Source organism: Microbacterium sp. NPDC007973 (assembly GCF_042958465.1).
Lineage (GTDB): Bacteria > Actinomycetota > Actinomycetes > Actinomycetales > Microbacteriaceae > Microbacterium > Microbacterium galbum.
This window is the reverse complement of record NZ_JBIBJJ010000003.1, coordinates 653,321-674,973: the sequence shown is the minus strand read 5'-3', so window position 1 is coordinate 674,973 and position 21,653 is coordinate 653,321. Positions and strand designations below refer to the sequence as shown.

Below are 21,653 nucleotides of genomic sequence, written 5' to 3'. Positions count from 1 at the left end.
ACGTCGAGCGCGCGCGCCGACACAGTAAACTACTTCACAGACCAACGAGGAAAAGGGGGCCGCGATGGCAGCCATGAAGCCGCGTACCGGCGACGGACCGATGGAGGCCGTGAAGGAGGGCCGGTTGATCATCGTGCGCGTGCCGCTCGAGGGCGGCGGGCGTCTCGTCGTCTCGGTGAACGACGCCGAAGCGAAGGAACTCTACGACGTGCTCGGCGGTGTCGTCGGCGCCGCCTGACGAACATCTCCGCACGAAGGCCGGTCCCCACGGGGGCCGGCCTTCGTCGTGTTCGGGGGCGGTGCGACGTCGTGCTGGCCTCTGCGAGGGGCGTGCGGCGGAGACGTTTCGGACGGATGCCGCGGAGCGCGGCATCCGAGCCGGATCGACCAGACTCAGGCGTCGGTCGGGCGCGTCGTGAGCTGCAGCAGGCCCTCACCGGTCGTGGAGAGGGCGCCGATGACGGCGGGGGAGGCCTGGACCTCCTGGATCAGGGAGCGGTAGGCCGTGGTCACGGCGTCACGGCGGACGGGATCGGCCACCGCGCCCCCCGCGAGCACGCGCGGGATGAGCACCGTCCCGCCGGCGCGCACCAGGCGGAGACCGTACTCCACGTATTCGATGACGCCCTCGGGGTCGGCGTCGATCAAGACGATGTCGTACGACGCCTCGTTCATGCGCGGGAGGACGTCGGAGGCGCGGCCCGTGATGAAGCGGGCGCGAGCGGCGGGCACGCGCGCGTCGAGGAAGGCCTGACGGGCGACGCCGAGGTGCTCGGGCTCGCTGTCGATGGTCGTGATCGTCGCGCGCGGGGAGCCGTGCAGCAGCCAGAGTCCGGAGACACCGCCGCCGGTTCCGACCTCGACGATGTTCAGAGCGCGCGACGCCGCCGAGATCACGGCCGCCTGTGCGCCGACGGCGGGGCTCACGGGCGCAGCGCCCAGTTCGAGCGCGTGCGCCCGGGCACGAGCGATGTGCTCGGGCTCGACCGTCGACTCCTGCACGAACCGTTCGTTCGCCTGTTGACCGCTCACGTGGACCTCCTCGACTCAGGCTAGACGGACGAAGGGTGCGCACCCCCCAGGCGCGGCCGGTAATCTGGTGCCATGTTCTTCGGCCTCACGATCGAGAAGCTGCTGCTGATCGGCGTGATCGCCGCCGTCCTCGTGGGCCCCGAGCGGCTCCCGCGCTACGCGGAGACGCTCGCCAAGTTCACCAAGCGCGCCAAAGAGACGCTGCAGGGGGCCCGGACGCGCATGCGCGACGAGATGGGCCCCGAGTTCGACGACGTCGACTGGAAGAAGCTCGACCCGCGTCAGTACGACCCGCGGCGCATCATCCGCGAGGCGCTGCTCGACGACACTCCCACGGCGACCATGCGGGCGGCAGGCGCCGCCGCGCTCGCGGCGAAGCCGAAGCCGACGGTGCCGCCGTTCGCGCCCGGCGAGCGCCCGCCCTTCGACGACGAAGCGACCTGAGCCGGGGGTCGTGAGGGAGGTCCCGGAGCGTGTCGAAGGGACCGGTGGGGCTGCGGGGCGGTGGCTTCGACGGGCTCAGCCACCTGGCGTGGGCGCGTGGAGGCGGTGGCTTCGACGGGCTCAGCCACCTGGGCGAGTCGAGCCGTCAGACGTTCAGGCGCAGGGGCTTGCCCGCCAGGCCGCGGGGGCGGATGGCGAGCGCGGCGGCGGCGGCGTCGATCGCCTGCGCGGCAGGGTCGTCGGGCTGCGAGAGCACCACGGGGTGGCCGTCGTCACCGCCCGAGCGCAGGGCCGCGCTGAGGGGCACGGATGCCAGCAACGGCACCGGCGTCTCGTCGTCCGAGAGCGCGCGGGCGACCTCGTCGCCGCCACCCGCACCGAACAGATCCAGAACGGTGCCGTCGGGGAGGGTCATGGCGGCCATGTTCTCGATCACGCCGATCGGGCGCTGCCCGGTCTGCCGTGCCACCAGTCCCGATCGCACGGCCACCTCGGCGGCGGCGGCCTGCGGTGTCGTCACGACGAGCACATCGGCGTGGGGGAGCAGCTGCCCCACCGAGATCGCCACGTCGCCCGTCCCGGGCGGCATGTCGAGCAGCAACACGTCGAGGTCGCCGAAGAAGACGTCGGTCAGGAACTGCTGCACCGTCCGGTGCAGCATCGGACCGCGCCACGCGACCGCGCCCGCGGCATCCTCTCCGGGACGGCGGAGGAACATGCCGATCGAGATGACCTTCACCCCGTACGCCACGGGAGGCAGGATGAGGTCGTCGAGGCGGGTCGGTGCCGGCGGCAGGCCGTCGGTGTCGACGAGGCCGAGAAGACCCGGGATGGAGAACCCGTGCACGTCGGCGTCGATGAGACCCACCCGCAAACCGCGCGCCGCGAGCGCGACGGCGAGGTTCGCGGTGATCGTCGACTTCCCGACGCCGCCCTTGCCGCTGGTCACGGCGATGACGCGCGTGAGGGAGTCGGGTCCGAAGGGCATCTCGCGCTTCGCGCGGCCACCGCGCAGCTTCTCGGTCAGCGCTTTGCGCTCGTCGGGCGACATGACGCCGACGCGCACGTCGACCGCGTCGACCCCGGCGACCGAGGCCGCGGCATCCCGGACGTCGCGTTCGATGCGATCGGCGGCGGGGCACCCCACGATCGTCAGGGCGATACCGACCTCGGCGACACCGTCGCGCACCGCGATGTCGCGGAGCATGTCGAGCTCGCCGAGGGGGCGTCGCAGCTCCGGGTCGGTGACGCCCGCCACCGCGTCGCGGACCCGGGCGGTCAGCTCGGCCGTCACGAGGTCGCCCGCGGCGAGGCCGGGCGCGCTCCCGTGTCGGGGTGCTCGTCGAGGCGCTCCAGGAGGGCCTTCAGCTCGGTGCGCAGCGTGTCCTTGGTGATGACCTCGTCGGTCAGGTCCCTCACCGCCATGCGCAACGCGACGATCTCGCGTGCGAGGTACTCGGTGTCGGCGAGGTTGCGCTCGGCGCGCTGGCGGTCTTGCTCGATCTGCACGCGGTCGCGGTCGTCCTGACGGTTCTGGGCCAGCAGGATGAGCGGAGCCGCGTACGACGCCTGCAGCGACAGCACCAGCGTCAGCGCGGTGAACCCGATCGCGGCCGAGTCGAAACGCCAGTCGTCGGGGGCGATGGAGTTCCACCCCATCCACAGCACGCAGAACATCGTCAGCGAGAGGAGGAACGTGGGCGTGCCCATGGCCCGTGCGACCCACTCCGTGAACCGGCCGAAGCGGTCACGGGAGGGCTGCGGGGTGCGGGGGGCGAGCACGCCGGTGCGCCCGCGGGGCGCATCGAGGGCGGGCGTCTTGTTGTTGCGTGCCATCAGCGCCTCCTCGGGGTCTGCGGGATCTGGGTGGGGATGCTCTGCGTCTGCAGGGGCCTGACCGAGGTCGGGGGTTTCGGATCGTCGCTGTCGTGTGTGCGCCAGTCGTCGGGCAGCAGGTAGTCGAGCACGTCGTCGACGCTGACGCAGCCCACCAGACGATGCGCCTGGTCGACGACGGGGAGCGATACGAGGTTGTAGCTCGCGAGCAGGCGTGCGACCTCGGCCGCCGTCGCGTCGGAGGGGACCGGCTCGAGCGTGTCGTCGATGATCGCGCCGAGGCGCTCGTGCGGCGGGTAGCGCAGCATCCGCTGGAAGTGCACCGTGCCCAGCAGGCGCCCCGTGGGCGTCTCGTAGGGCGGGAGGGTGATGAAGACGGATGCCGCGAGGGCGGGGTGCAGCTCGTGACGGCGGATGAGGGCCAGGGCCTCGGCCACGGTGGCGTCCGCCGACAGCACGATGGGCTCGGGGGTCATGAGACCACCGGCCGTGTCGGGGCCGTACTGCAGCAGGGCGCGGACGTCGTCCGCCTCCTCCGGCTCCATGAGGTCGAGCAGTTGCTCCGAGCGCGACTCGGGGAGCTGGCCGAGGAGGTCGGCCGCATCGTCGGGCTCCATGGCATCCAGGATGTCGGCGGCACGCTCGTCGCCGAGCTGCTCGAGGATGTGCACCTGCTCGTCTTCGGGCATCTCTTCGAGGGCGTCGGCGAGGCGGTCGTCGCTGAGCTCCTCGGCGACTTCGATGAGGCGCTCCTCCGGCAGGTCGAGGAGCGTGTTGGCGAGGTCGGCGGGCTTGAGCTCGGAGTAGGTGGCGACCAGCTGCTCGGCGGACTGCGCCTCGCCGGGGGTCTGATTCTCACGCACCTCGCCCCACGCGGCGAAGGTGGTCGCCCCCTTGGCGAAGGGCGACGCGCTCGTGCGCGGGCGGCGCAGGAACAGCTGCCCCACGTCCCACTCGCCGAGGCGGTTGCGCTCGATCGCGACGTCTTCGATCACGGCGCCGCCCGAGCCGTCGACGAGGCTGACGCGACGGCCGAGCATCTCGGCCATGACGCGCACCTCGCCGCCGCGCTGCTGGAAGCGCCGCACGTTGATGAGGCCGGTCGTGATGACCTGACCGGCCTGTATCGAGGTGACGCGTCCGATGGACACGAACACATGTCGGCGCCCGGGGATCTCGACGACGAGGCCCACGACGCGCGGCGCGGCCGACGCGCGGTAGATCACCACGACGTCGCGCACCTTGCCCAGGCGGTCGCCCGCCGGGTCGAACACCGTGCAGCCCGCCAAGCGGGCGACGAAAACCCTTTGCGTGCTCACCGGTCCAGCGTAGTCCGCGCCTCATGCGCAACACCTCGGAACGCCCCAGGCGCGCGTGACAGGATGGTGAAATGAGTATGTTCGCGCAGCGCCCGGGTGCCGGTCGAGACGAGGTCGGCGAGAAGGTCGCCTCGTTCCCGACGTACGAGCAGGCCCAGAAGGCCGTCTCGTCGCTCATCGCGGGAGAGGTGCCCGCCCGCGACATCGCGATCGTGGGGTCGGGGCTGCGCTCGATCGAACGCGTGACCGGGCGTCTCGGCTATGCCACGGCCGCGCGCTCGGGTGCGCTGAACGGTCTCATGCTCGGACTGCTGTTCGCCTTCATCTTCGTGCTCGGGCAGCCCACCCTGCAGATCTCGCTGTTCGTCGGCGTTCTGCTCGTGGGCATGGCGCTCGGCATGCTCCTCAGCCTCGGCACGTACTCGATCGTGCGTCGTCGCCGCGACTTCGCGTCGGTGATGCAGGTCGCCGCCGATCACTACGACGTGTGCGTGGCGGCGACGAGCGTGCACAAGGCGCGGGGGATCGTGGGTCCGTCCGGCGCGCCGCGGACGGTCGTGTCGCGTCCCTCGGCGTCGCCGTCCGACCCGCCGCGGTACGGCGAACGCGTGACCCCCGGCTCGAGCGCGCCCGCCGCCCCGCCGCGGCCGCCGGCACCGACGGCGGCGCCCTCGGATGACGAACCGCCGCGATACGGCGAACGCATCGCGCCGCAGGCGCCGACGCCGCAGGGTGAGGCGACGGAGGCGCACGGCGCAGCGCGCGGCGAGGCCGAGGCGGCGGGGGAGTCGACGACGCCGGTCGCGCGCCCGGACGACGCCGACGACACCACCGCCAGCAGCACCGACCGCGGCTCGCGACCGACCGAGCGGTGAGCGCCGACGCAGCCCCTCCCTCGGAGCCCGTTCGCATCGCCGTCGAGCTCCCCGCCGGGGCGACCGAGGTATCGGGGCTGTGGTCGCCGGCATCCGGAGCCGACAGCACCGTCGCGCTCGCGCACGGCGCGGGCGCGGGCATGGAGCACCCCTTCCTCGCCGGGCTCGCTGACGCCCTCGTCGCGGACGGCGTGTCGGTGCTGCGGTTCGTCTTCCCCTACGTGGAGGCCGGACGACGGATGCCGGGACCCGCCGCGCACGCCGTGGCGACGTGGGCGGGCGTGGAGGCCTGGCTCGCGGGGACGGCTCCGGGACCGTACGCGGCCGTCGGCAAGTCGTACGGCGGGCGCATGGCATCCGTCGCCGCCGCCGAGGGCGTCATCTCTCCCGCCGGACTCGCATACCTCGGTTACCCCCTGCACGCGCCGGGGCGGGCCGACAGGCCCCGCGGCGCGCACCTGCCGGCGATCGGGGTGCCGCAGCTGTTCGTCGAGGGCGAGAACGACCCGTTCATCGACCCGCGCGAGCAGTTCGACGAGGTCGTGGGGTCGTGTCAGGACGCGCGGGTGCACTGGATCGCCGGGGGCGGTCATTCCTTCGAGGTGAGGGGTGCCCGGCGGCCGGCCGACGAGATCGGCGCGGGGCTGGCGCCGGTGGTGGCGGAGTTCGTGCGATCGCTGTGACGGTGCGCCGGCGAGCCGCACGGCCCGCTCCGGTCAACGGCCCGCCGCGTAGCCCTGGGCGCCGCGCGGGTTCGCCGCGGCCCACAGCGTGCCGTCGGCGGCGCGTCCGACAGCGGTGACGCGACCGAGCGACCAGTCGCCCATGAGGCGCACGCGGTGCCCGCGCTGCTCGAGGCCGGCGATCACCGCGGCACCGAGGCGGTCTTCGACCGCGACACCCGCCGGAGCCCACGTGCGCGGCCAGAACGAATCGACGACCGCCGTCGTGTGCAGGTTCGGGGCGTCGATGGCCTGCTGAGGGCTGTATCCCCCGACCAGAATGCGCAGCAGCACGGTGAGCTGCCACTGGTCCTGCTGGTCGCCGCCGGGGGATCCCAGCGCGACGACCTCGTCCGCGCGCGACAGCAGCGTCGGGGTGAGCGTCGTGCGCGGACGGCGACCGGGGGTGAGGGATGCCGGGTGCCCCGGCACGAGCCACGTCGCCTGCAACCGCGTGCCCAGGCAGAAGCCCAGTGACGGGACGGTGGGGGAGGACTGCAGCCATCCGCCCGAGGGCGTGGCCGAGACGACGTTGCCCCAGCGGTCGATCACGTCGATGTGGCACGTGTCACCGCGGGTCTGGCCCGACCGGTCGACGGTGGGCTCGCCGGTGGAGCCGTCGTTCACCCCGTGCGCGGTGCGCAGCGGCGGACGGACCGGGTCGCGGCCGTCGGGGGAACCCGGCCGCCACTGCGTGGAGGCCTCGTCGCCGATCAGTGCGCGGCGGGTGGCGACGTAGTCATCAGCGAGCAGGGCCTCGACCTCGATTGCGCCTCCGGCGTCTCCGAACCACGCGTCGCGGTCGGCGAAGGCCAGCTTCTGCGCCTCGATCACGAGGTGCGCCCCCTCGACGGTGGCGGGGTCGAGCTCGGCGTCATCGACGTCGTCGAGGAGCCGCAGTGTATGCAGCAGCGCCGGTCCCTGCGTCCAGGTGCCGGCCTTGAAGACGTCCCATCCGCGGAAGCGCGCGGTCGCCGCGGGTTCCCACCCGGCACGCCAGGATGCGATGTCCTCGGCCGCCAGGACGCCCCGGTGATCGGCGCCGTCGGCATGTCGGTGCGGCCCCGTGATGAACGACGCCGCCTCCGGGAGCACCTTCGTCATCCAATGCTCACGCGCTGCGTCGATGCGCTCCGCGCGGTCGGGCAGGGCGGCGCCGGCGGTCACGAGCGCGTCGAGCACGTCGGCCCACGCCGGGTTGGTCACGAGGGTGTCGGGCGCGGGCGGGCGGCCGGTCGGCATCCACCTCTCGGCGGACGTGGGCCAGTGGTCGCGGAACAGGTCGGCGACCCGCGCGATCGTTGTGGCGGCTCCCGCGACGAGCGGGTGACCGTCGCGGGCGTAGCCGATGGCGAAGGCGAGGACGTCGCCGAGGTCCCACGTACCGTGGTCGCGCAGCAGGAGGAGCCACGCGTCGACCGCGCCGGGCACCGCGGCGGCGAGACCGCCGGCGCCGGGCACGAGATCGAGGCCACGGCTGCGGAAGTGCGCGAGCGTGGCTCCGGCCGGCGCCGGCCCCTGCCCCATCAGCACGACGGGGACCGACGCGCCGGCCGGCCGGACGAGCGCGACGAGGTCGCCACCCGGTCCGTTGAGGTGCGGCTCGACGACGTGCAGCACGAACGCCCCGGCGACGGCCGCGTCGAACGCGTTGCCGCCGCGCTCGAGCACGGCCTGCGCCGTCGCGGTCGCCGTCCAGTGCGTGGACGCCGACATGCCGAACGTGCCCCGGAGGGTCGGCCGCGTCGTGAACGGCGCCGGGGGCGTGAAGGTCATCGCGACTGCCGGGCGATCCACTCCTCGATCTCGTCGGCGGTGCGGGGGATGCCCGCCGACAGGTTAACCGGGCCGTCCTCGGTCATGACGATGTCGTCCTCGATGCGCGCGCCGATGCCGCGGTACTCCTCGGGGACGGTGAGGTCGTCGATCTGGAAGTACAGGCCGGGTTCGATCGTGAACACCATTCCGGGCTCCAGAAGGCCGTCGTAGTACATGTCGCGACGCGCCTGAGCGCAGTCGTGCACGTCGATGCCGAGGTGGTGGCTCGTGCCGTGCACCATGTAGCGGCGGTGCTGGCCGCCGGAGTCGGCGTCGAGCGCCTCCTCAGCGGTCACCGGCAGCAGCCCCCACTCGGCGACGCGCGCCGCAATGACCTCCATGGCGGCCTCGTGAAGTCGACGGAACGGCACGCCGACCCGCGCAGCCGCGAACGAGGCGTCAGCGGCCTCGCGCACCGTCTCGTAGATGCGGCGCTGGATCTCGGTGAACGTGCCCGAGACCGGGAGCGTGCGCGTGATGTCGGCCGTGTAGAGGCTGTCGACCTCGACGCCCGCGTCGATGAGGATGAGATCCCCCGGCTTCACGATGCCGTCGTTGCGCGTCCAGTGCAGGTAGCAGGCGTGGGGGCCCGACGCGGCGATGGTGTCGTAGCCCACGCTGTTGCCGTCGGAACGCGCACGCTGGTGGAAGACGCCCTCGACCACGCGCTCGCCGCGTGGGTGCTCGATGATGCGCGGCAGTTCGGCGACGATGTCGTCGAACCCGCGTCCGGTGACCTCGACGGCCAGCGCCATCTGCGCGAGTTCGTACTCGTCTTTCACCAGGCGGAGCTCCGAGACGAAGCGGGTGAGCTCGTCGTCGGTGCCGACGGTGCGGTCGTCGTCGCCCGGGGCGAAGTCGTCGAGGTGGGCGGTGGCGAGGCCGAGGTCGGCGGCGACGCCGTCGAGGGCGGGGCGGGGGCCGATCCAGAACTCGCCGATCGTGGCATCCGAGTAGAACTCGGCGGTGGTGCGGTCGGCACGCTCGCGGAAGTAGAGCACCGCCTCGTGGCCCTCGTCGCGCGGCTCGAAGACGAGCACGGCGTCGGGCTCGGCGTCGCTGCCCCACCCGGTGAGGTGCGAGAACGCGGAGTGCGCGCGGAACGGGTAATCGCAGTCGTTGCTGCGCTGCTTCAGCCCGCCGGCGGGGACCACGACGCGCTGGCCGGGGAAGGCGCGCGACACGCGCGCACGACGACGTGCGGCCCAGGCCGCCTGCTCACGGGGCTCGGGCGTCGAGGCCGGGTGCTCCGCCCAGCCGGTGGAGATCGTGTCGAGGAATCCGCGGGGGAATGGCGCCTTGCGATTACTGGGGGCCTCGAGGGCGACCTCATCGGTCTGCGGCTCGGCGGTCGTGGGCTCGGCGGGGGCGGTCGTGTCGCTGGTGGAGGGGGCGTCCATCGTTCCAGTCTCGCACCCGTCGCCCTCTCGTGCACGGATGCCGCCGGGCCGGCGCGGGCGGGGGAGGAGCCGTCCTCAGCCTCCGGTGCGTTCCAGCTGCACCACGATCGGCCGATGATCGCTGCCCGACCCGTCGAGGGAGCGCATGACGACCGACGCCGAGACGGTCCAGTCGGGCGTGGCCATGACGTGGTCGATCGGTGCGCCGAGGAGGGCGGGGGCATCGGTGGGCCACGTGCCCACTCCGCCGTTTCCGCTCTCGGACGCCGCATCGTGGCATCGGCCGAGCGTGCCGCCGTCGACACCCATCCCCGTCATGTGGTCGAGGGTGGCGTTGAAGTCGCCCGCGAGGATGACGTTGTCGCTCGCGCACTGGTCGGCGAGCCACTGGAGGTCGCTGCGCCACTGCGGCATGTACTCCTCGCGCGGAGCGACGGCGTGGGCGGCGACGATGATCGGACCGTCTCCCGACACGGGCATCGCCACGGCGCTCGGAACGGTCGAGGTGTTGCTTGACCCGTCGAGCGAGGACTGGATGACGGAATAGTCGCCCAGCTCGGGCCGGATCAGCACGGTGGTGGAGGTGGCATCCCACCCGGTGATGCCGTACTCGCCGTACTCCGCGTGGTGCGCCCACATCGGCTGCCCCATGCCGCGCATGAGCTCGGCGACCTCGGCCCCGGTGTCGATGGTCGTCTCCGGGAGGGTGACGACGTCCGCCTGCATCCCGACGGCGAACTGGGCGATCGTCTCCGCCGAGGTGGCCGATCCCGCGGTGTTCCACGTCATCACGCGCAGGCTCGTGTCGGTCTTCGCCGGAAACCCTTCGGTGCCGAGCCCCCGGCCGGAGAGCAGGGCGACGTTGACCCCGCCCGCGATTCCCAGGATCAGCGCCAGCACCAGCGCGAGCGCCCGGATCGGCCGGATGAGCGCGAACAGCAGCATCAGCAGCGTCGCGGCGACCAGCACGGCCGCGAGAGCGGCGCGGAACGAGATGATCTGCGCGAGCGGGAACGTCCGCTCGAGTCCGAAGGCCGACGGCCACGTCAGCACCGCAGCGCCCGCCGCGACGACGAGCGCGACCAGGAATCCGAGCAGTCGACGCACCCGATCGACCCTAGGGGAGCCGTCTGGGAGATCGACGGATGCCGGCAGGGTGCTGCCCGAGCGTCGTGACGGTCGAGGGAACGAGCGGGCGGGCGGGGTGCCGTCGCCGCATCGGTGGGCGGCGCGGACCGGCAGCGCCTCGGGCATGGATGCTGCGCCCGGGCGCGAGCCGGAGCGATACGCTCGACGGGTGCCACGCGATCGTCGATTCCATGGACCGACCGATCTGCACCTGCACTCCTCGCACTCCGACGGCACGGAGCCTCCCGCCGAGGTCATGGCCGCCGCGCACCGCCACGGGCTGCGGACCGCCGCCCTCACCGATCACGACACGACCTCGGGCTGGGCCGAAGCCGCCGAAGCGGCCACCTCGCTCGGGATGACGTTCGTCCCGGGAATGGAGCTGTCGGCGCGGCACCGGTGGCGCAGCGTGCACCTGCTGGCCTACCTCGTCGACCCCGACGACGGGGCGCTGCGCGCGATGACCGATCGCATCCGTTCGTCCCGCGTGGATCGCGCGCAGATCATGGCGGAGCGCATCTCCCACGACTACGACATCGCCTGGGACGACATCGTCGCCCAGACGACCGACGGCGCGACCGTCGGGCGCCCTCACATCGCCGACGCGCTCGTCGCGCGCGGGATCGTGGCCGACCGCACGGAGGCGTTCGCCGGCATCCTGCATCCGGCCGGCGACTACTACGTCGCCCTCTACGCCCCCGACCCCGTCACGGCGGTCGAACTCGTCGTGGGTGCCGGGGGCGTGCCGATCATCGCCCACCCGGCGGGGCGGGCGTTGCTGCCCGACGGCGTGCTGCGGGCGATGCTGGACGCGGGACTCGCGGGGTTCGAACTCGCGCATCGCGAGAACCTGCCCGAGCCGACCGCCCTGTTGGCGGAGATCGCCGCCGAGCGCGACCTCATCGTGACCGGGTCGAGCGACTACCACGGACTCGGGAAACCGAACGTGCCCGGCGAGAACACGACGGCCGACGACATGGTCGCGCGCCTGTTCGCGCGCGGTCGTGGGTCGGCGCCGGTCTACCCGTAAGACGCGGCTCGGGGGGACCCAGACGACGAACGGCGCCGCCCCCGAGGGGAGCAGCGCCGTTCGGCGAGTGTGCGTCAGGCCACGGGAGCCGTCGGGGCGCCCGAGCTGCCCCCGCCGCTGCGGCGGCGCCGACGGCGGCGCGGGGCCGCGTTGCCGTCGTGGTGCTCCTTGCCCGCTCCGTCGTGCGTCCCGGCGCCGCCCTCGGCGCGCGGGGTGCCCTCGCCGCCCGCCTCGCCGGTCGACGATCCGCCGCGACGACGGCGACGGCGCGGGGCGCGGTCGCCCTCGGCATCCTGGCCCTCGGTCTTCTTCTCGACCTGCTTGGGTGCGACGGCCTTGGGGGCGGTGACCAGACGGCCCTTCGTGCCCTCGGGGATGTTCAGGTCGGTGTAGAGGTGCGGGCTCGACGAGTAGGTCTCGGTGGGCTCGGGCTGGCCGAACTCCAGAGCACGGTTGATGAGCGCCCACTTGTGCACGTCGTCCCAGTCGACGAAGGTCACGGCGATGCCCGTGCGGCCGGCGCGACCGGTGCGGCCGGCGCGGTGCAGGTAGGTCTTCTCGTCGTCGGGGATCGTGTGGTTGATCACGTGGGTGACGTCGTTCACGTCGATGCCGCGGGCGGCGACGTCGGTCGCGATCAGCACGTCTTTCTTGCCGGCCTTGAACGCGGCCATCGAGCGCTCGCGCGCCTCCTGGCTCATGTCGCCGTGGACGGCGGCGGCGTTGAAGCCGCGGTCGCCCAGCTCGTCGACGAGCTTCTGCGCGGCGCGCTTGGTGCGCGTGAAGATGACGGCCTTCTCGCGACCCTCCGACTGCAGGATGCGGGCGATGACCTCGTCTTTGTCGAGCGAGTGCGCGCGGTACACGAGGTGCTTGATGTTCGCCTGCGTGAGGCCCTCGTCGGGGTCGTTGGCGCGCATGTGGATGGGGTTCGACATGAAGCGGCGCGCGAGGGCGACGATCGGCCCGGGCATGGTCGCCGAGAACAGCTGCGTGTGACGGACGGCGGGGACCTTGGAGAAGATCTTCTCGATGTCGGCGAGGAAGCCGAGGTCGAGCATCTTGTCGGCCTCATCCAGCACGACCTCGGTCGCGTGCGACAGGTCGAGCAGACGCTGGTTCGCGAGGTCGATCAGACGACCGGGCGTTCCGACGACGATCTGCGCGCCGGCTTTGAGCTGGTCGATCTGCCCCTCGTACGCCTTGCCGCCGTAGATCGCGACGACGCTGGTCGAGCGGTTGCTCGTGAGCATGTCCATGTCTTCGTACACCTGCACCGCGAGCTCGCGGGTGGGGACGACGACGAGAGCCTTCACGCCGGGCTCGGGGTCGAGACCGAGGCGCTGGACGACGGGGATGCCGAAGCCGAAGGTCTTGCCGGTACCGGTCTTGGCCTGGCCGATGATGTCCTGTCCGGGAAGGCCCAGGGGGATCGTCTGCTCCTGGATGGGGAAGGCATCGACGATGCCCTTCGCTGCCAGGGCATCGACGATGTCCTGATCGATGCCGAGCTCGGCGAATGTCGTCATGTGCATGCCTGTTCCGGCGGCGAGAGACCGCCTGGGGGAGTCGTATCCACGCCTCACTCGTCCACAGGCGCGGGGTCCCGATCCATCGCCGGGACGTGTCCACTCTACCCGGCGTGTCTCGGCGGGCCCCGACGCCTAGGCTGTCGTACGTGTTCGCGTGGTTACGTCGTCGTCAGCGCCCGGTGGGTCGCACGCTGCAGTTGCGTTCGCGGGGAGACCTCGGCGAAGCCATGCGCGTCGACTTCGCGGAGCTCGCGCCCGATGTCGAGACCTTCCTCGGCCAGGCGGCCTACCTGCAGCTGGGGTTCTTCGAGACCCTGAGCGAGCTGATCGCCCTCACGCCCGAGCTGGCGGAGAAGGAGTCGCTGTCGCGCGCGGCCGGCGCGGCGCTCATCAAGCACCAGGAGCTCGTCGCGGTCATCCGCGAACGCGGTGCCGATCCGACGCAGCTCATGCTGCCCTTCCGCGAGTCGCTCGACGCCTTCCGCCGCAACACCCACGGCGTCCGGCCGCAGGAGACGATGCTCACCGTGCACATCACGGCGGGGCTGCTCGACGACTTCTACCTCGCCCTGTCGTCGAGCTACGGCGACACGGGTCGCCGCGTCGCCCGCATCCTGCAGGCCGACGACGACCGGCAGGCGATCGTCGACATCCTCGGCGCCACGATCGAGAGCGACGAGGAATGGCGCTGGCTGCTCGCGCTGTGGGGCCGTCGCCTGGTGGGCGACACGCTCCTCGTCGCGCGGACGGCGCTGCGCCACGGACACCTCGACCGCGCCGAGGAGGCCAAGGTCGAACCCGTCTTCAGCGAGCTGATGGGCGCGCACGCCCGTCGGATGGATGCCATGGGATTGGCCGCCTGAGGGCACGGGGCCGGCCGGGTGGCCTGGGCGCGCGGCACCCGCGACCCTCTGAGCGCGCGTCGCACCGGTTTCGAGCGCGTGGGCCGCGATGGTCGGCATCGGGGGTCGGGTCTGTGCGCGGCATCCGGAACGACCGATCGCTCGGCGGCGGGGTTCCGGCGGGCGCGGTGCGGGCTTCGGAGGGCGGGGCGCGGGCCTTCGCCGAGGGTTCAGACGGGCAATCGCGAACGGTCGGCGTCGTCGCGCGCGAGACGCGACCGCGTGACGAGGGTCACCAGCAGCACGGTCGTGACGACCGGCGCGATCACGGCGAGCACCCAGGTCAGCGGCGAATCGCCGAGGCCCGACCAGGTGAGGACGGTCCAGACGACGCCGGCCGACGCCGCCCCGGCGAACGAGGCCAGCGCCGCGCCGCGCAGGTGCCGGCCGGGGAGCGCGACGTGCGCGGCCAGGCCGATCACCGCGCCGATCAGGAGACCGAGCAGGATCTGCACGGCGGGAAGGTCAGGCGACGAATCCGACGCGACGCGACTCTTCGGTGCCGAGTTCGACGAAAGCGAGGTTGGCGGTCGGGACGAGGTAGGAGTTGCCCTTCACGTCGGTGAAGGTGACGTGGCTGGCAGAGCTGTCGAGGGCCGAGGCGATGGTCGACTTGACGACGTCGGAGCTCTCGTTCGTCTCGAAGTTCAGCTCACGGCCGGTGTTGATGATGCCGATGCGGATCTCCACGATGCGTCCTTTCCCCGCGGGCCGCGGTCGGCCCGGCGCGTGATTCGACTCTAGGGCAGGGTTCCGACACCACAGCCCGTCACGCGGGGCGCTTCGCGGACGGCGAACGCGGCGCCTTCGGGAGCCGCCCGGGGCCGGGTGACGCGGTGGGCTCGGCTTCGGGCGTACGCCGAGGTCCGCCCCGCCCCGGCCGCCGCGGCCCGCCCCAGGCGGTCCCCCCGGCCCGCCTCGGTCTGGCCGCCTCTGCCCGTGCCGCGCTGGCCCTCGCGGCCCGTCCCGGCCCGGGGGCGGCGGCGCGCCCGCCGGCCGCGGCGGCCCTTCCCAGCCGACGCGGGAGACCGCAGCCGCCCGTCGCGCCCCGCCGATGTCGGAGGTCGCGATTACCGTGGAGCACATGCAGATGACGGATGCCGCCGCCCTCGGCGCCGTGCGTGAGCGCGGGGGTCTCGATCGCGATCAGCGTGCCGTCGTCGCCTGGCCCGCCGACGCGAGCGGTGTGGTGGTCGGCGCGCCGGGCTCGGGCAAGACGACCACCCTGCTCTCGCGCGTGCGCGAGCTCGTCGCATCCGGTGTCGACCCCGACGACCTGCTCGTGCTCACCCCCACCCGGCCGGCGGCCACGGCCTTGCGCGACCCCCTCGCCCTCGCGGTCGACCGCGCCACCTCGGGCGCGCTGGCGCGCTCGGTGGCGTCGTTCGCCTTCCAGCTGGTGCGCGGGGCCGAGGTGCGGCGGGGCGCGGAGCCGCCGCAGTTGCTCACCGGAGGCGACGAGGATCAGATCATCCGCGATCTGCTCGAGGGCGATGCCATCGACGAACTCGAGGGCCTGTCGCGCTGGCCCGAGTGGCTGGGGCCGACGATCCGCGCCACCCGCGGGTTCCGCGGCGATCTCCGCGCCTTCCTCGCCGAGTGCACGGAGCTCGGCGTCACCTCGAACGACCTCGCGCTGCTCGCCGAGCGCCACGACCTTCCGGTGTGGGCATCGCTGGCGTCATTCGCCGACGAGTACCGCGCGGTGCGGTCGGCCATGCGCGGCGCTCACCGCGACGCGGCCGATCTCGCGCGCGAGGCCGTCGCCGTCCTCGACGCCGCGCGCTCCGAGCGCGAGCTGCTCGGGCGCTTCTCGACGTTGCGGTGCATCCTCGTCGACGACGCGCAGGAGCTCACCGCCGGCGGGATCGATCTGCTGCGCGCCTGCCGCACCGTGGGCATCGGCGTCGTCGCTTTCGGCGATCCGGACGTCGGGTCGGGGGCGTTCCGCGGCGCGACGCCCGAGAACTTCGCGCGGCTCGCCCGCGAGCTCGGCACGACCGCCGCACTCGGCACGCCGCATCGCGGCACGCCCGAGCAGATCGACCTGGTGCGGCAGGTGGCATCCCGGATCGGGGCCGCCGGCGTCGTCGCCCACCGTCGCGCGCCCGAGGGGGCGGCCGCGCAGGGATCGGTGCGCACCTACCTGCTGCGCTCGCCCGCGGAAGAAGCCGACGCGATCGCGCGTCTGCTGCGCGAGCGGCACGTTCTCGAAGGCATCCCGTGGAGTTCGTGCGCCGTCATCGCCCACGACTCCCGGCAGGTGGCGACGCTGGAGGCCGAGCTGGCCGCGCGCGAGGTTCCGGCCCGCGCGAGTGGACCCGGGCTGGCGCTGGGGGCGCAGCGCCCGGTGCGCGACCTCGTGCGCTTGGTCGAACTGGGCATGACGGATCCCGACGAGTGGGTGGCCGACGAGGTCGTCGATGCATTGCTGGGCACCTTCGGCGGGCTCGATGCCATCGAGCTGCGGCGTCTGCGCACGGCTCTGCGCCACGACGAGGTCACGGCCGGGGGCACGCGCCCCGCGACCGACCTGCTCGTGTCGGGGGTGCGCTTCCCCCTCGAGCTCGCCGTGATCGACTCGCGCGAGGCCCGTCGCGCCATCCGTCTCGGCGAGACGTTGAGCGCTCTGCGCGGGCAAGCCCTGCAGCAGGCGACCGCGCACGAGCTGCTGTGGACAGCGTGGGAGCGCAGCGCCCTCTCGCGCACCTGGCGCGAAGCGGCGAGAGGACACGGTGCGGTCGCCGAGCAGGCCGATCGCGATCTCGATGCGGTCGTGGCGCTGTTCCAGGCAGCGAAGCGCTACACGGAGCGCGAACCCGACGGAGAAGCGTCGGTGTTCCTGCGGTCGGTGCTCGACTCCGACGTCGCCGAAGACCGCATCGAGCAACCGGCCGTCGTCGACACCGTGCGGGTGCTCACCCCCGCAGCCGCGGCCGGAACGGCGTTCGACACCGTCGTCATCGCGGGGGTGCAGGACGGCGTGTGGCCGAACACGCGGTTGCGTGGGGGACTGCTCGAGACCTGGCGTCTGGCCGACGCCGTGCAGAATCCCGACCTTCCCGCCGCGGGCATGCTCGACCGTCGCCGCGCCGCGATGCACGACGAGCTGCGATTGTTCGTGCGGGCCGTCAGCCGTGCGGACGCCCTCGTGATCGTGACGGCCGTCGACGACGACGACACCGGGCCCAGCGTGCTGTTCGAGATGCTCCCCACTCCCGAACCGGCCGCGGCCATCCCCGAGCATCCGCTGTCGCTGCGCGGGCTCGTCGCCCGGCATCGCCGTTCCCTGACGGCCCCGCGCGTTCCCGCGGGCGAGAGGGCGCACGCCGCCGGCCAGCTCGCGATCCTCGCGGGCGCCGGGGTCGCCGGTGCCGCCGTCGAGGACTGGTACGGCGTCGCGCCGCCGAGCTCCACGGCGCCGCTGCGCGACCTCGAACGCGAAGACGTCCGCGTCTCGCCGTCCCGCTTGCACGCGCTGGAGGAATGCCAGCTCGACTGGGTGATCGCCGACCTCGGCGGCGACCGCGGTGGCACGACGGCCGGCATCGGGACCATCATCCATGCGGCACTCGAGACCGCGGCATCCTCGTCCGAAGACGACCTCTGGGCCGTGGTCGACGAGCGGTGGGGCGAGCTCGTGTTCGACGCGGCGTGGCGCGAGCGGGCGGAGCGCACCCGCGCCCGCGACCTCGTGAGACGGCTCGCCGCCTACCTGCGGCGCTTCGACGACGCCGGCGGCCGCCTCATCGGCGCGGAGCGGCATTTCGAGGTCCCCATCCCCGTTCCCGATGCCGGTGAGCACGGCGCCGTTCTCAGCGGCGACATCGATCGGGTGGAGCTCACACCGGCCGGCGAGGTCGTCATCGTCGATCTGAAGACCGGGAAGAGCGAGCCCCAGACCGACGCCAAGGTCGCCGACAACCCTCAGCTCGCGGCCTACCAGCTGGCGTTCTCGTCGGGTGCGATCGAACAGGTCGCCGGCCTGGCCTCCGGCGGGGCGAAGCTGCTTGTGCTGCGCCCGACCGCCTCGACGAAGGATTACGCCGAGCCGACGCAGAAGCCGTTCGATGACGAGCAGCGGGCGGCCTTCGTCTCGCGGGTACAAGGAGCGGTCGACATCATGCGCGGCACGACGTTCGCCGCCCCCTACGAGGTGCACTGCCGGGACGAGTTCTCGTACGGTCTCTGTCGCATCCACACGGTCTCGGCGGTGAGCGCCTCGTGAGCGAGGTGTTGTCCGCGGCGACGATCGCCGCGGCCCTCGGCCAGTTCCCGCCCACCGTCGAGCAGACCGCCGTGATCGAGGCGCCACTTGCGCCCGCCCTCGTCGTCGCGGGGGCCGGCAGCGGTAAGACCGAGACCATGGCCGGTCGCGTCGTGTGGCTCGTCGCGAACGCCCTCGTGCGCCGCGACGAGGTACTGGGGCTGACGTTCACGCGCAAGGCCGCGGGGGAGCTGGCCGAGCGCATCCAACGCCGACTGCAGCGCCTGTCGGAGTTCGAGGTGCGGGGGCTCCTTCCCTTCCTTCCGCGCCTGCACGCGGACGGCCGCCTCGCGGTCTTCACCGAGCTCGCCGCCCTCGAGGGCGCGCGGGGCGACGCGGCGCGCCGGGAGGCGCTCGATGCCCTGGTGGCGGAGACCGGTGCCGAGGTGCCGGATTCGCACGACGGTGATCAGCTGCTGCACCGGCCGACGGTGTCGACCTACAACAGCTTCGCGGACGCGATCGTGCGCGAGCACGGCCTGCGGATCGGTCGGGATGCCGAAGCCGCGGTGCTGTCGGAGTCGGCGGCGTGGTTGCTCATGCGACGCGTGGTGTTCGCCTCCGACGATCCACGCCTCGAGGAGCGCCAGGAGTCGCCCCGCACGCTGATCGACGCCGCGTTGCGCATCGCGCGCGACGGGGTGGACAACCTCGTCGATCTCGACGAGCTCGCCGCGTTCCCCGAGCAGTTCGGACGGATCGTGGAGCGGCCCTCGACCTCCGCGCGGGTGAGCGTCTACAAGGAGGTCGGGGAGGCCGCCGCGAAGGTCTCGGCGTTGTCGCTGCTGGCGACCCTCGCGGCCGCCTACGACCGCGAGAAGGCCCGACTCGGGGTGATGGACTTCGCCGACCAGGTGGCCGGCGCCCTGCGGATCGCACGGGAGCACCCGGCCGTGGTGGCCGAGCTGCGCGCCCGCTATCGCGTCGTGCTGCTCGACGAGTACCAGGACACGTCTGTCGTGCAGACCGACCTGTTGGCGACGCTGTTCGGCGGCACGGGCGTGATGGCGGTGGGCGATCCCCATCAGGCCATCTACGCCTGGCGCGGGGCGAGCGCGGGCAACCTCGGCGGATTCCCCGACGCCTTCGCACCCGGCACCGAGTGTCAGCGCTTCGCTCTGCTCACGAGCTGGCGCAACAGCGCGCAGGTGCTCACCGCGGCCAACGCGGTACTCGCCCCCCTGGCGCCCCGCGCGGCGGTGGCGGTCGAGGAGCTGCGCTCCCGCCCCGGTGCGCCGGAGGGACTCGTCGAGACGGTCTTCGGAAACGATCTGGATGCTGAGGCCGATCGCGTCGCGGCCTGGTTCGTCGGCGTGCGCGCCGCGCGTGCCGCCCACGGGCGCTCCACGACCGGTGCGGTGCTGTTCCGCAGCAAGAAGCACATGGTGCGCTTCGGCGACGCGCTCGGCCGACGCGGCATCCCGCACCGCATCCTCGGACTCGGCGGGCTCCTCACCACGCCCGAGGTGGTCGACGTCGTGTCCGTGCTCCGGGTGATCAGCGACCCCGAGGCGGGGTCGGCGCTGATCCGCCTCCTCTCCGGACCGCGGTGGGCGGTGGGTCTCGCCGACCTGCGCGCGCTGGCCCAGTTGGCACGGCGTCTTGCCACGCACGACGTGGCGCTGCAGCCGCTGGCGCCCGAGGTCGTCGATCGGCTCCGATCCACCCCGGGTGCCGACCGCGCCTCGCTCGTCGACGCACTCGATTTTGTCACTCGGCAGAGCGACACGCACGGGTGGCTGGCCGACATCACCCCCGACGGACGCGCGCGACTACGCGAGGCGGGGGCGGTGTTCGCGGGGCTGCGTCGCAGCGTGGGCGCTCCCGTGCCCGAGCTCGTTCGCCTGATCGAGACGGAACTGCGGCTCGACATCGAGCTCGCGGCGAACGAGGCACGCGGTCCCGCACGCATCGCGTCGGCGCAGCTGCGCGCCTTCGTGGACGAGATCCGCGGCTTCCTCGCCGCCGACGAGTCCGGGTCGGTCTCGAGTCTGCTGGCCTGGCTCGACCACGCCGAGCAGGCCGATGAGTTCGCTCCGCGGACCGAGCCGCCCGAGGACGACGTCGTGCAGTTGTTGACGATCCACGGGTCGAAGGGGCTCGAGTGGGATGCCGTGGCCGTGGTGCGTCTCGTGACCGACGAGCTGCCTTCTCTCGCCCGCGATACCAAGGGGTGGCTCGGCTTCGGCATCCTTCCCTCGGAGTTCCGCGGCGACTCGGCGTGGCTGCCGGTGTTCGCGTGGCGCGGCGCCGAGACGCAGCAGGACCTCAAAGCGGCGATCGACGCCTTCGTCGCCGACAATCGGGCGCGTCAGCTCGATGAGGACCGCCGCCTCGCCTACGTCGCGTTCACCCGCGCCCGCGACCATCTGCTGCTGTCGGGGTCGAGCTGGTCGGGGACGAAGCGTCCCCGTCGTCCGAGCGTCTTCCTCGACGAGTCCGTCGAAGCGCTCGGTCTCGATCCGGTGATCGACGACCCGGGCGACGACCCCTACGACGGCGAGCGGCGGCTCCTGCACTGGCCGCTCGATCCGCTGGGCTCCCGCCGCACCGCGGTCGCCGCCGCGGCGACGCAGGCGCAGGCCGCGAGGGCCGAGCCGGCGGCTGACGCCGATCCCGACCTCGAGCTGCTCCTGGCCGAGCGGGCCGCTCGGCTGCGCCCTGCACACGCGCCCGCCCCGACGCGCATCCCGGCATCCAAGTTCAAGGACTTCGTCGCCGACTACGGGGGCGCCGTCGACGACCTGCGCCGCCCCATGCCGGAGCGTCCGTACCGGCAGACACGTCTCGGCACCCTGTTCCACGCGTGGGTCGAGCAGCGCTCGGGACTCGTCGGATCGGGCATCGGCCTCGACGACGACGCGCTCTGGGATGACGACGAGGGAGGCGCATCGAACGCCGACGCCGCCGAGCTGCAGCGCCTGCGCGAATGTTTCGAGCGATCGGAGTGGGCGCCGCTGCGCCCCCTCGAGGTCGAGACCGAGATCGACTTCGTCACGCGGCGACTCGACGGGCGCGATCACGTCGTCATCTGCAAGCTGGATGCCGTGTACCGACGCGGCGACCGATACGAGATCGTCGACTGGAAGACGGGCCGCCCGCCCGCGAGCGAGGCCGAGCGCCGTGCGCGCATGGTGCAGTTGGAGCTGTACCGGGAGGCGTACCACGCCAAGCACGGCATCGATCTCGACCGCATCGACGTCGCCCTGTTCTACGTCGGCGACGAGTTGGTGCTGCGCGGCTGACGGGGCCGCTGCCGGGCCGAGGTGCACGCTCTGCGCGGGTGAAGCGGGGCGAGGCGTCCTGCCCGCGTGGCTGTCGGCCACGGGCGACGTGGGAGCGCGAAGA

18 protein-coding genes are annotated in these 21,653 nt (G+C 72.7%); 8 read left to right on the top strand and 10 right to left on the bottom strand.

Translation table 11 applies throughout. The features are described 5' to 3' along the window. Positions 1-64: 64 nt before the first annotated feature. Entirely contained in the window at positions 65-238 is a 174-nt protein-coding gene (locus ACFZA2_RS12225) for a DUF3117 domain-containing protein (RefSeq protein WP_076490128.1), read from the top strand. Between the two features lie 155 nt (positions 239-393). Here ACFZA2_RS12225 and ACFZA2_RS12220 read toward each other — a convergent pair whose 3' ends face one another. Continuing rightward, positions 394-1,032 carry an O-methyltransferase gene (locus ACFZA2_RS12220; RefSeq protein WP_391405007.1) on the bottom strand — a complete coding sequence of 213 codons (639 nt, stop codon included), beginning with the start codon at positions 1,030-1,032 and terminating at the stop codon, positions 394-396. 72 nt (positions 1,033-1,104) lie between these two features. Between ACFZA2_RS12220 and ACFZA2_RS12215 the strand changes: the two genes are divergently transcribed. Beyond that, a complete protein-coding gene (locus tag ACFZA2_RS12215) occupies positions 1,105-1,476 on the top strand; it encodes a Sec-independent protein translocase TatB (RefSeq protein WP_315995379.1) in 372 nt (123 codons plus the stop codon). Positions 1,477-1,621: 145 nt separating this feature from the next. Here the strand turns inward: ACFZA2_RS12215 and ACFZA2_RS12210 are convergent, their stop codons facing one another. The 3 genes from ACFZA2_RS12210 to ACFZA2_RS12200 are packed head-to-tail and all read right to left on the bottom strand — an operon-like array spanning position 1,622 to position 4,631. Next, entirely contained in the window at positions 1,622-2,770 is a 1,149-nt protein-coding gene (locus ACFZA2_RS12210) for an Mrp/NBP35 family ATP-binding protein (protein ID WP_391405003.1), read from the bottom strand. Then, the gene (locus ACFZA2_RS12205; RefSeq protein WP_391405000.1) at positions 2,767-3,312 is read right to left on the bottom strand and encodes a DUF1003 domain-containing protein; all 546 of its coding nucleotides are present in this window, start codon (positions 3,310-3,312) and stop codon (positions 2,767-2,769) included. Before ACFZA2_RS12205 ends, ACFZA2_RS12210 begins: the two co-directional genes overlap by 4 nt. Next, a complete protein-coding gene (locus ACFZA2_RS12200; protein ID WP_315995382.1) occupies positions 3,312-4,631 on the bottom strand; it encodes a magnesium transporter MgtE N-terminal domain-containing protein in 1,320 nt (439 codons plus the stop codon). The genes ACFZA2_RS12205 and ACFZA2_RS12200 overlap by 1 nt, the downstream gene beginning before the upstream one ends. Before the next feature lie 71 nt (positions 4,632-4,702). Between ACFZA2_RS12200 and ACFZA2_RS12195 the strand changes: the two genes are divergently transcribed. Both ACFZA2_RS12195 and ACFZA2_RS12190 read left to right on the top strand, forming a co-directional pair. After that, positions 4,703-5,506 (top strand): general stress protein, encoded by an 804-nt coding sequence (locus ACFZA2_RS12195; protein ID WP_391404996.1) that lies wholly within the window; start codon positions 4,703-4,705, stop codon positions 5,504-5,506. Continuing rightward, the gene (locus ACFZA2_RS12190; protein WP_391404993.1) at positions 5,503-6,189 is read left to right on the top strand and encodes an alpha/beta family hydrolase; all 687 of its coding nucleotides are present in this window, start codon (positions 5,503-5,505) and stop codon (positions 6,187-6,189) included. Before ACFZA2_RS12195 ends, ACFZA2_RS12190 begins: the two co-directional genes overlap by 4 nt. Before the next feature lie 33 nt (positions 6,190-6,222). On the opposite strand, the gene ACFZA2_RS12185 is transcribed toward ACFZA2_RS12190, so the two are convergent. From ACFZA2_RS12185 to ACFZA2_RS12175, 3 genes are all read right to left on the bottom strand, one after another. Next, complete coding sequence (locus ACFZA2_RS12185) at positions 6,223-8,004, bottom strand: gamma-glutamyltransferase family protein (RefSeq protein ID WP_391404990.1); 1,782 nt, start codon at positions 8,002-8,004, stop codon at positions 6,223-6,225. Further along, the gene (locus tag ACFZA2_RS12180) at positions 8,001-9,446 is read right to left on the bottom strand and encodes an aminopeptidase P family protein (RefSeq protein WP_391404987.1); all 1,446 of its coding nucleotides are present in this window, start codon (positions 9,444-9,446) and stop codon (positions 8,001-8,003) included. Before ACFZA2_RS12180 ends, ACFZA2_RS12185 begins: the two co-directional genes overlap by 4 nt. Positions 9,447-9,521: 75 nt before the next feature. Beyond that, positions 9,522-10,553 (bottom strand): endonuclease/exonuclease/phosphatase family protein, encoded by a 1,032-nt coding sequence (locus tag ACFZA2_RS12175; RefSeq protein ID WP_363392120.1) that lies wholly within the window; start codon positions 10,551-10,553, stop codon positions 9,522-9,524. Between the two features lie 190 nt (positions 10,554-10,743). Between ACFZA2_RS12175 and ACFZA2_RS12170 the strand changes: the two genes are divergently transcribed. Continuing rightward, entirely contained in the window at positions 10,744-11,604 is an 861-nt protein-coding gene (locus tag ACFZA2_RS12170; RefSeq protein ID WP_391404983.1) for a PHP domain-containing protein, read from the top strand. Between the two features lie 74 nt (positions 11,605-11,678). Here ACFZA2_RS12170 and ACFZA2_RS12165 read toward each other — a convergent pair whose 3' ends face one another. Then, positions 11,679-13,133, bottom strand: a complete 1,455-nt coding sequence (locus tag ACFZA2_RS12165; RefSeq protein ID WP_391404980.1) for a DEAD/DEAH box helicase — start codon at positions 13,131-13,133, stop codon at positions 11,679-11,681. A gap of 149 nt (positions 13,134-13,282) precedes the next feature. On the opposite strand from ACFZA2_RS12165, the gene ACFZA2_RS12160 reads away from it, so the two are divergent. Next, positions 13,283-13,999, top strand: coding sequence for a ferritin-like fold-containing protein (locus ACFZA2_RS12160; protein WP_315995389.1), 717 nt, complete (start codon positions 13,283-13,285; stop codon positions 13,997-13,999). A gap of 209 nt (positions 14,000-14,208) precedes the next feature. Here ACFZA2_RS12160 and ACFZA2_RS12155 read toward each other — a convergent pair whose 3' ends face one another. Both ACFZA2_RS12155 and ACFZA2_RS12150 read right to left on the bottom strand, forming a co-directional pair. After that, positions 14,209-14,493: a hypothetical protein gene (locus ACFZA2_RS12155; RefSeq protein ID WP_391404977.1), complete on the bottom strand. Its 285-nt coding sequence runs from the start codon at positions 14,491-14,493 to the stop codon at positions 14,209-14,211. A 10-nt stretch (positions 14,494-14,503) separates the two neighbouring features. After that, complete coding sequence (locus ACFZA2_RS12150) at positions 14,504-14,728, bottom strand: DUF3107 domain-containing protein (RefSeq protein ID WP_315995391.1); 225 nt, start codon at positions 14,726-14,728, stop codon at positions 14,504-14,506. A gap of 394 nt (positions 14,729-15,122) precedes the next feature. On the opposite strand from ACFZA2_RS12150, the gene ACFZA2_RS12145 reads away from it, so the two are divergent. Then, positions 15,123-18,266: an ATP-dependent helicase gene (locus tag ACFZA2_RS12145; RefSeq protein ID WP_391405313.1), complete on the top strand. Its 3,144-nt coding sequence runs from the start codon at positions 15,123-15,125 to the stop codon at positions 18,264-18,266. Further along, positions 18,263-21,550, top strand: coding sequence for a UvrD-helicase domain-containing protein (locus ACFZA2_RS12140; protein ID WP_391404972.1), 3,288 nt, complete (start codon positions 18,263-18,265; stop codon positions 21,548-21,550). Before ACFZA2_RS12145 ends, ACFZA2_RS12140 begins: the two co-directional genes overlap by 4 nt. The last annotated feature ends 103 nt before the right edge of the window (positions 21,551-21,653 follow it).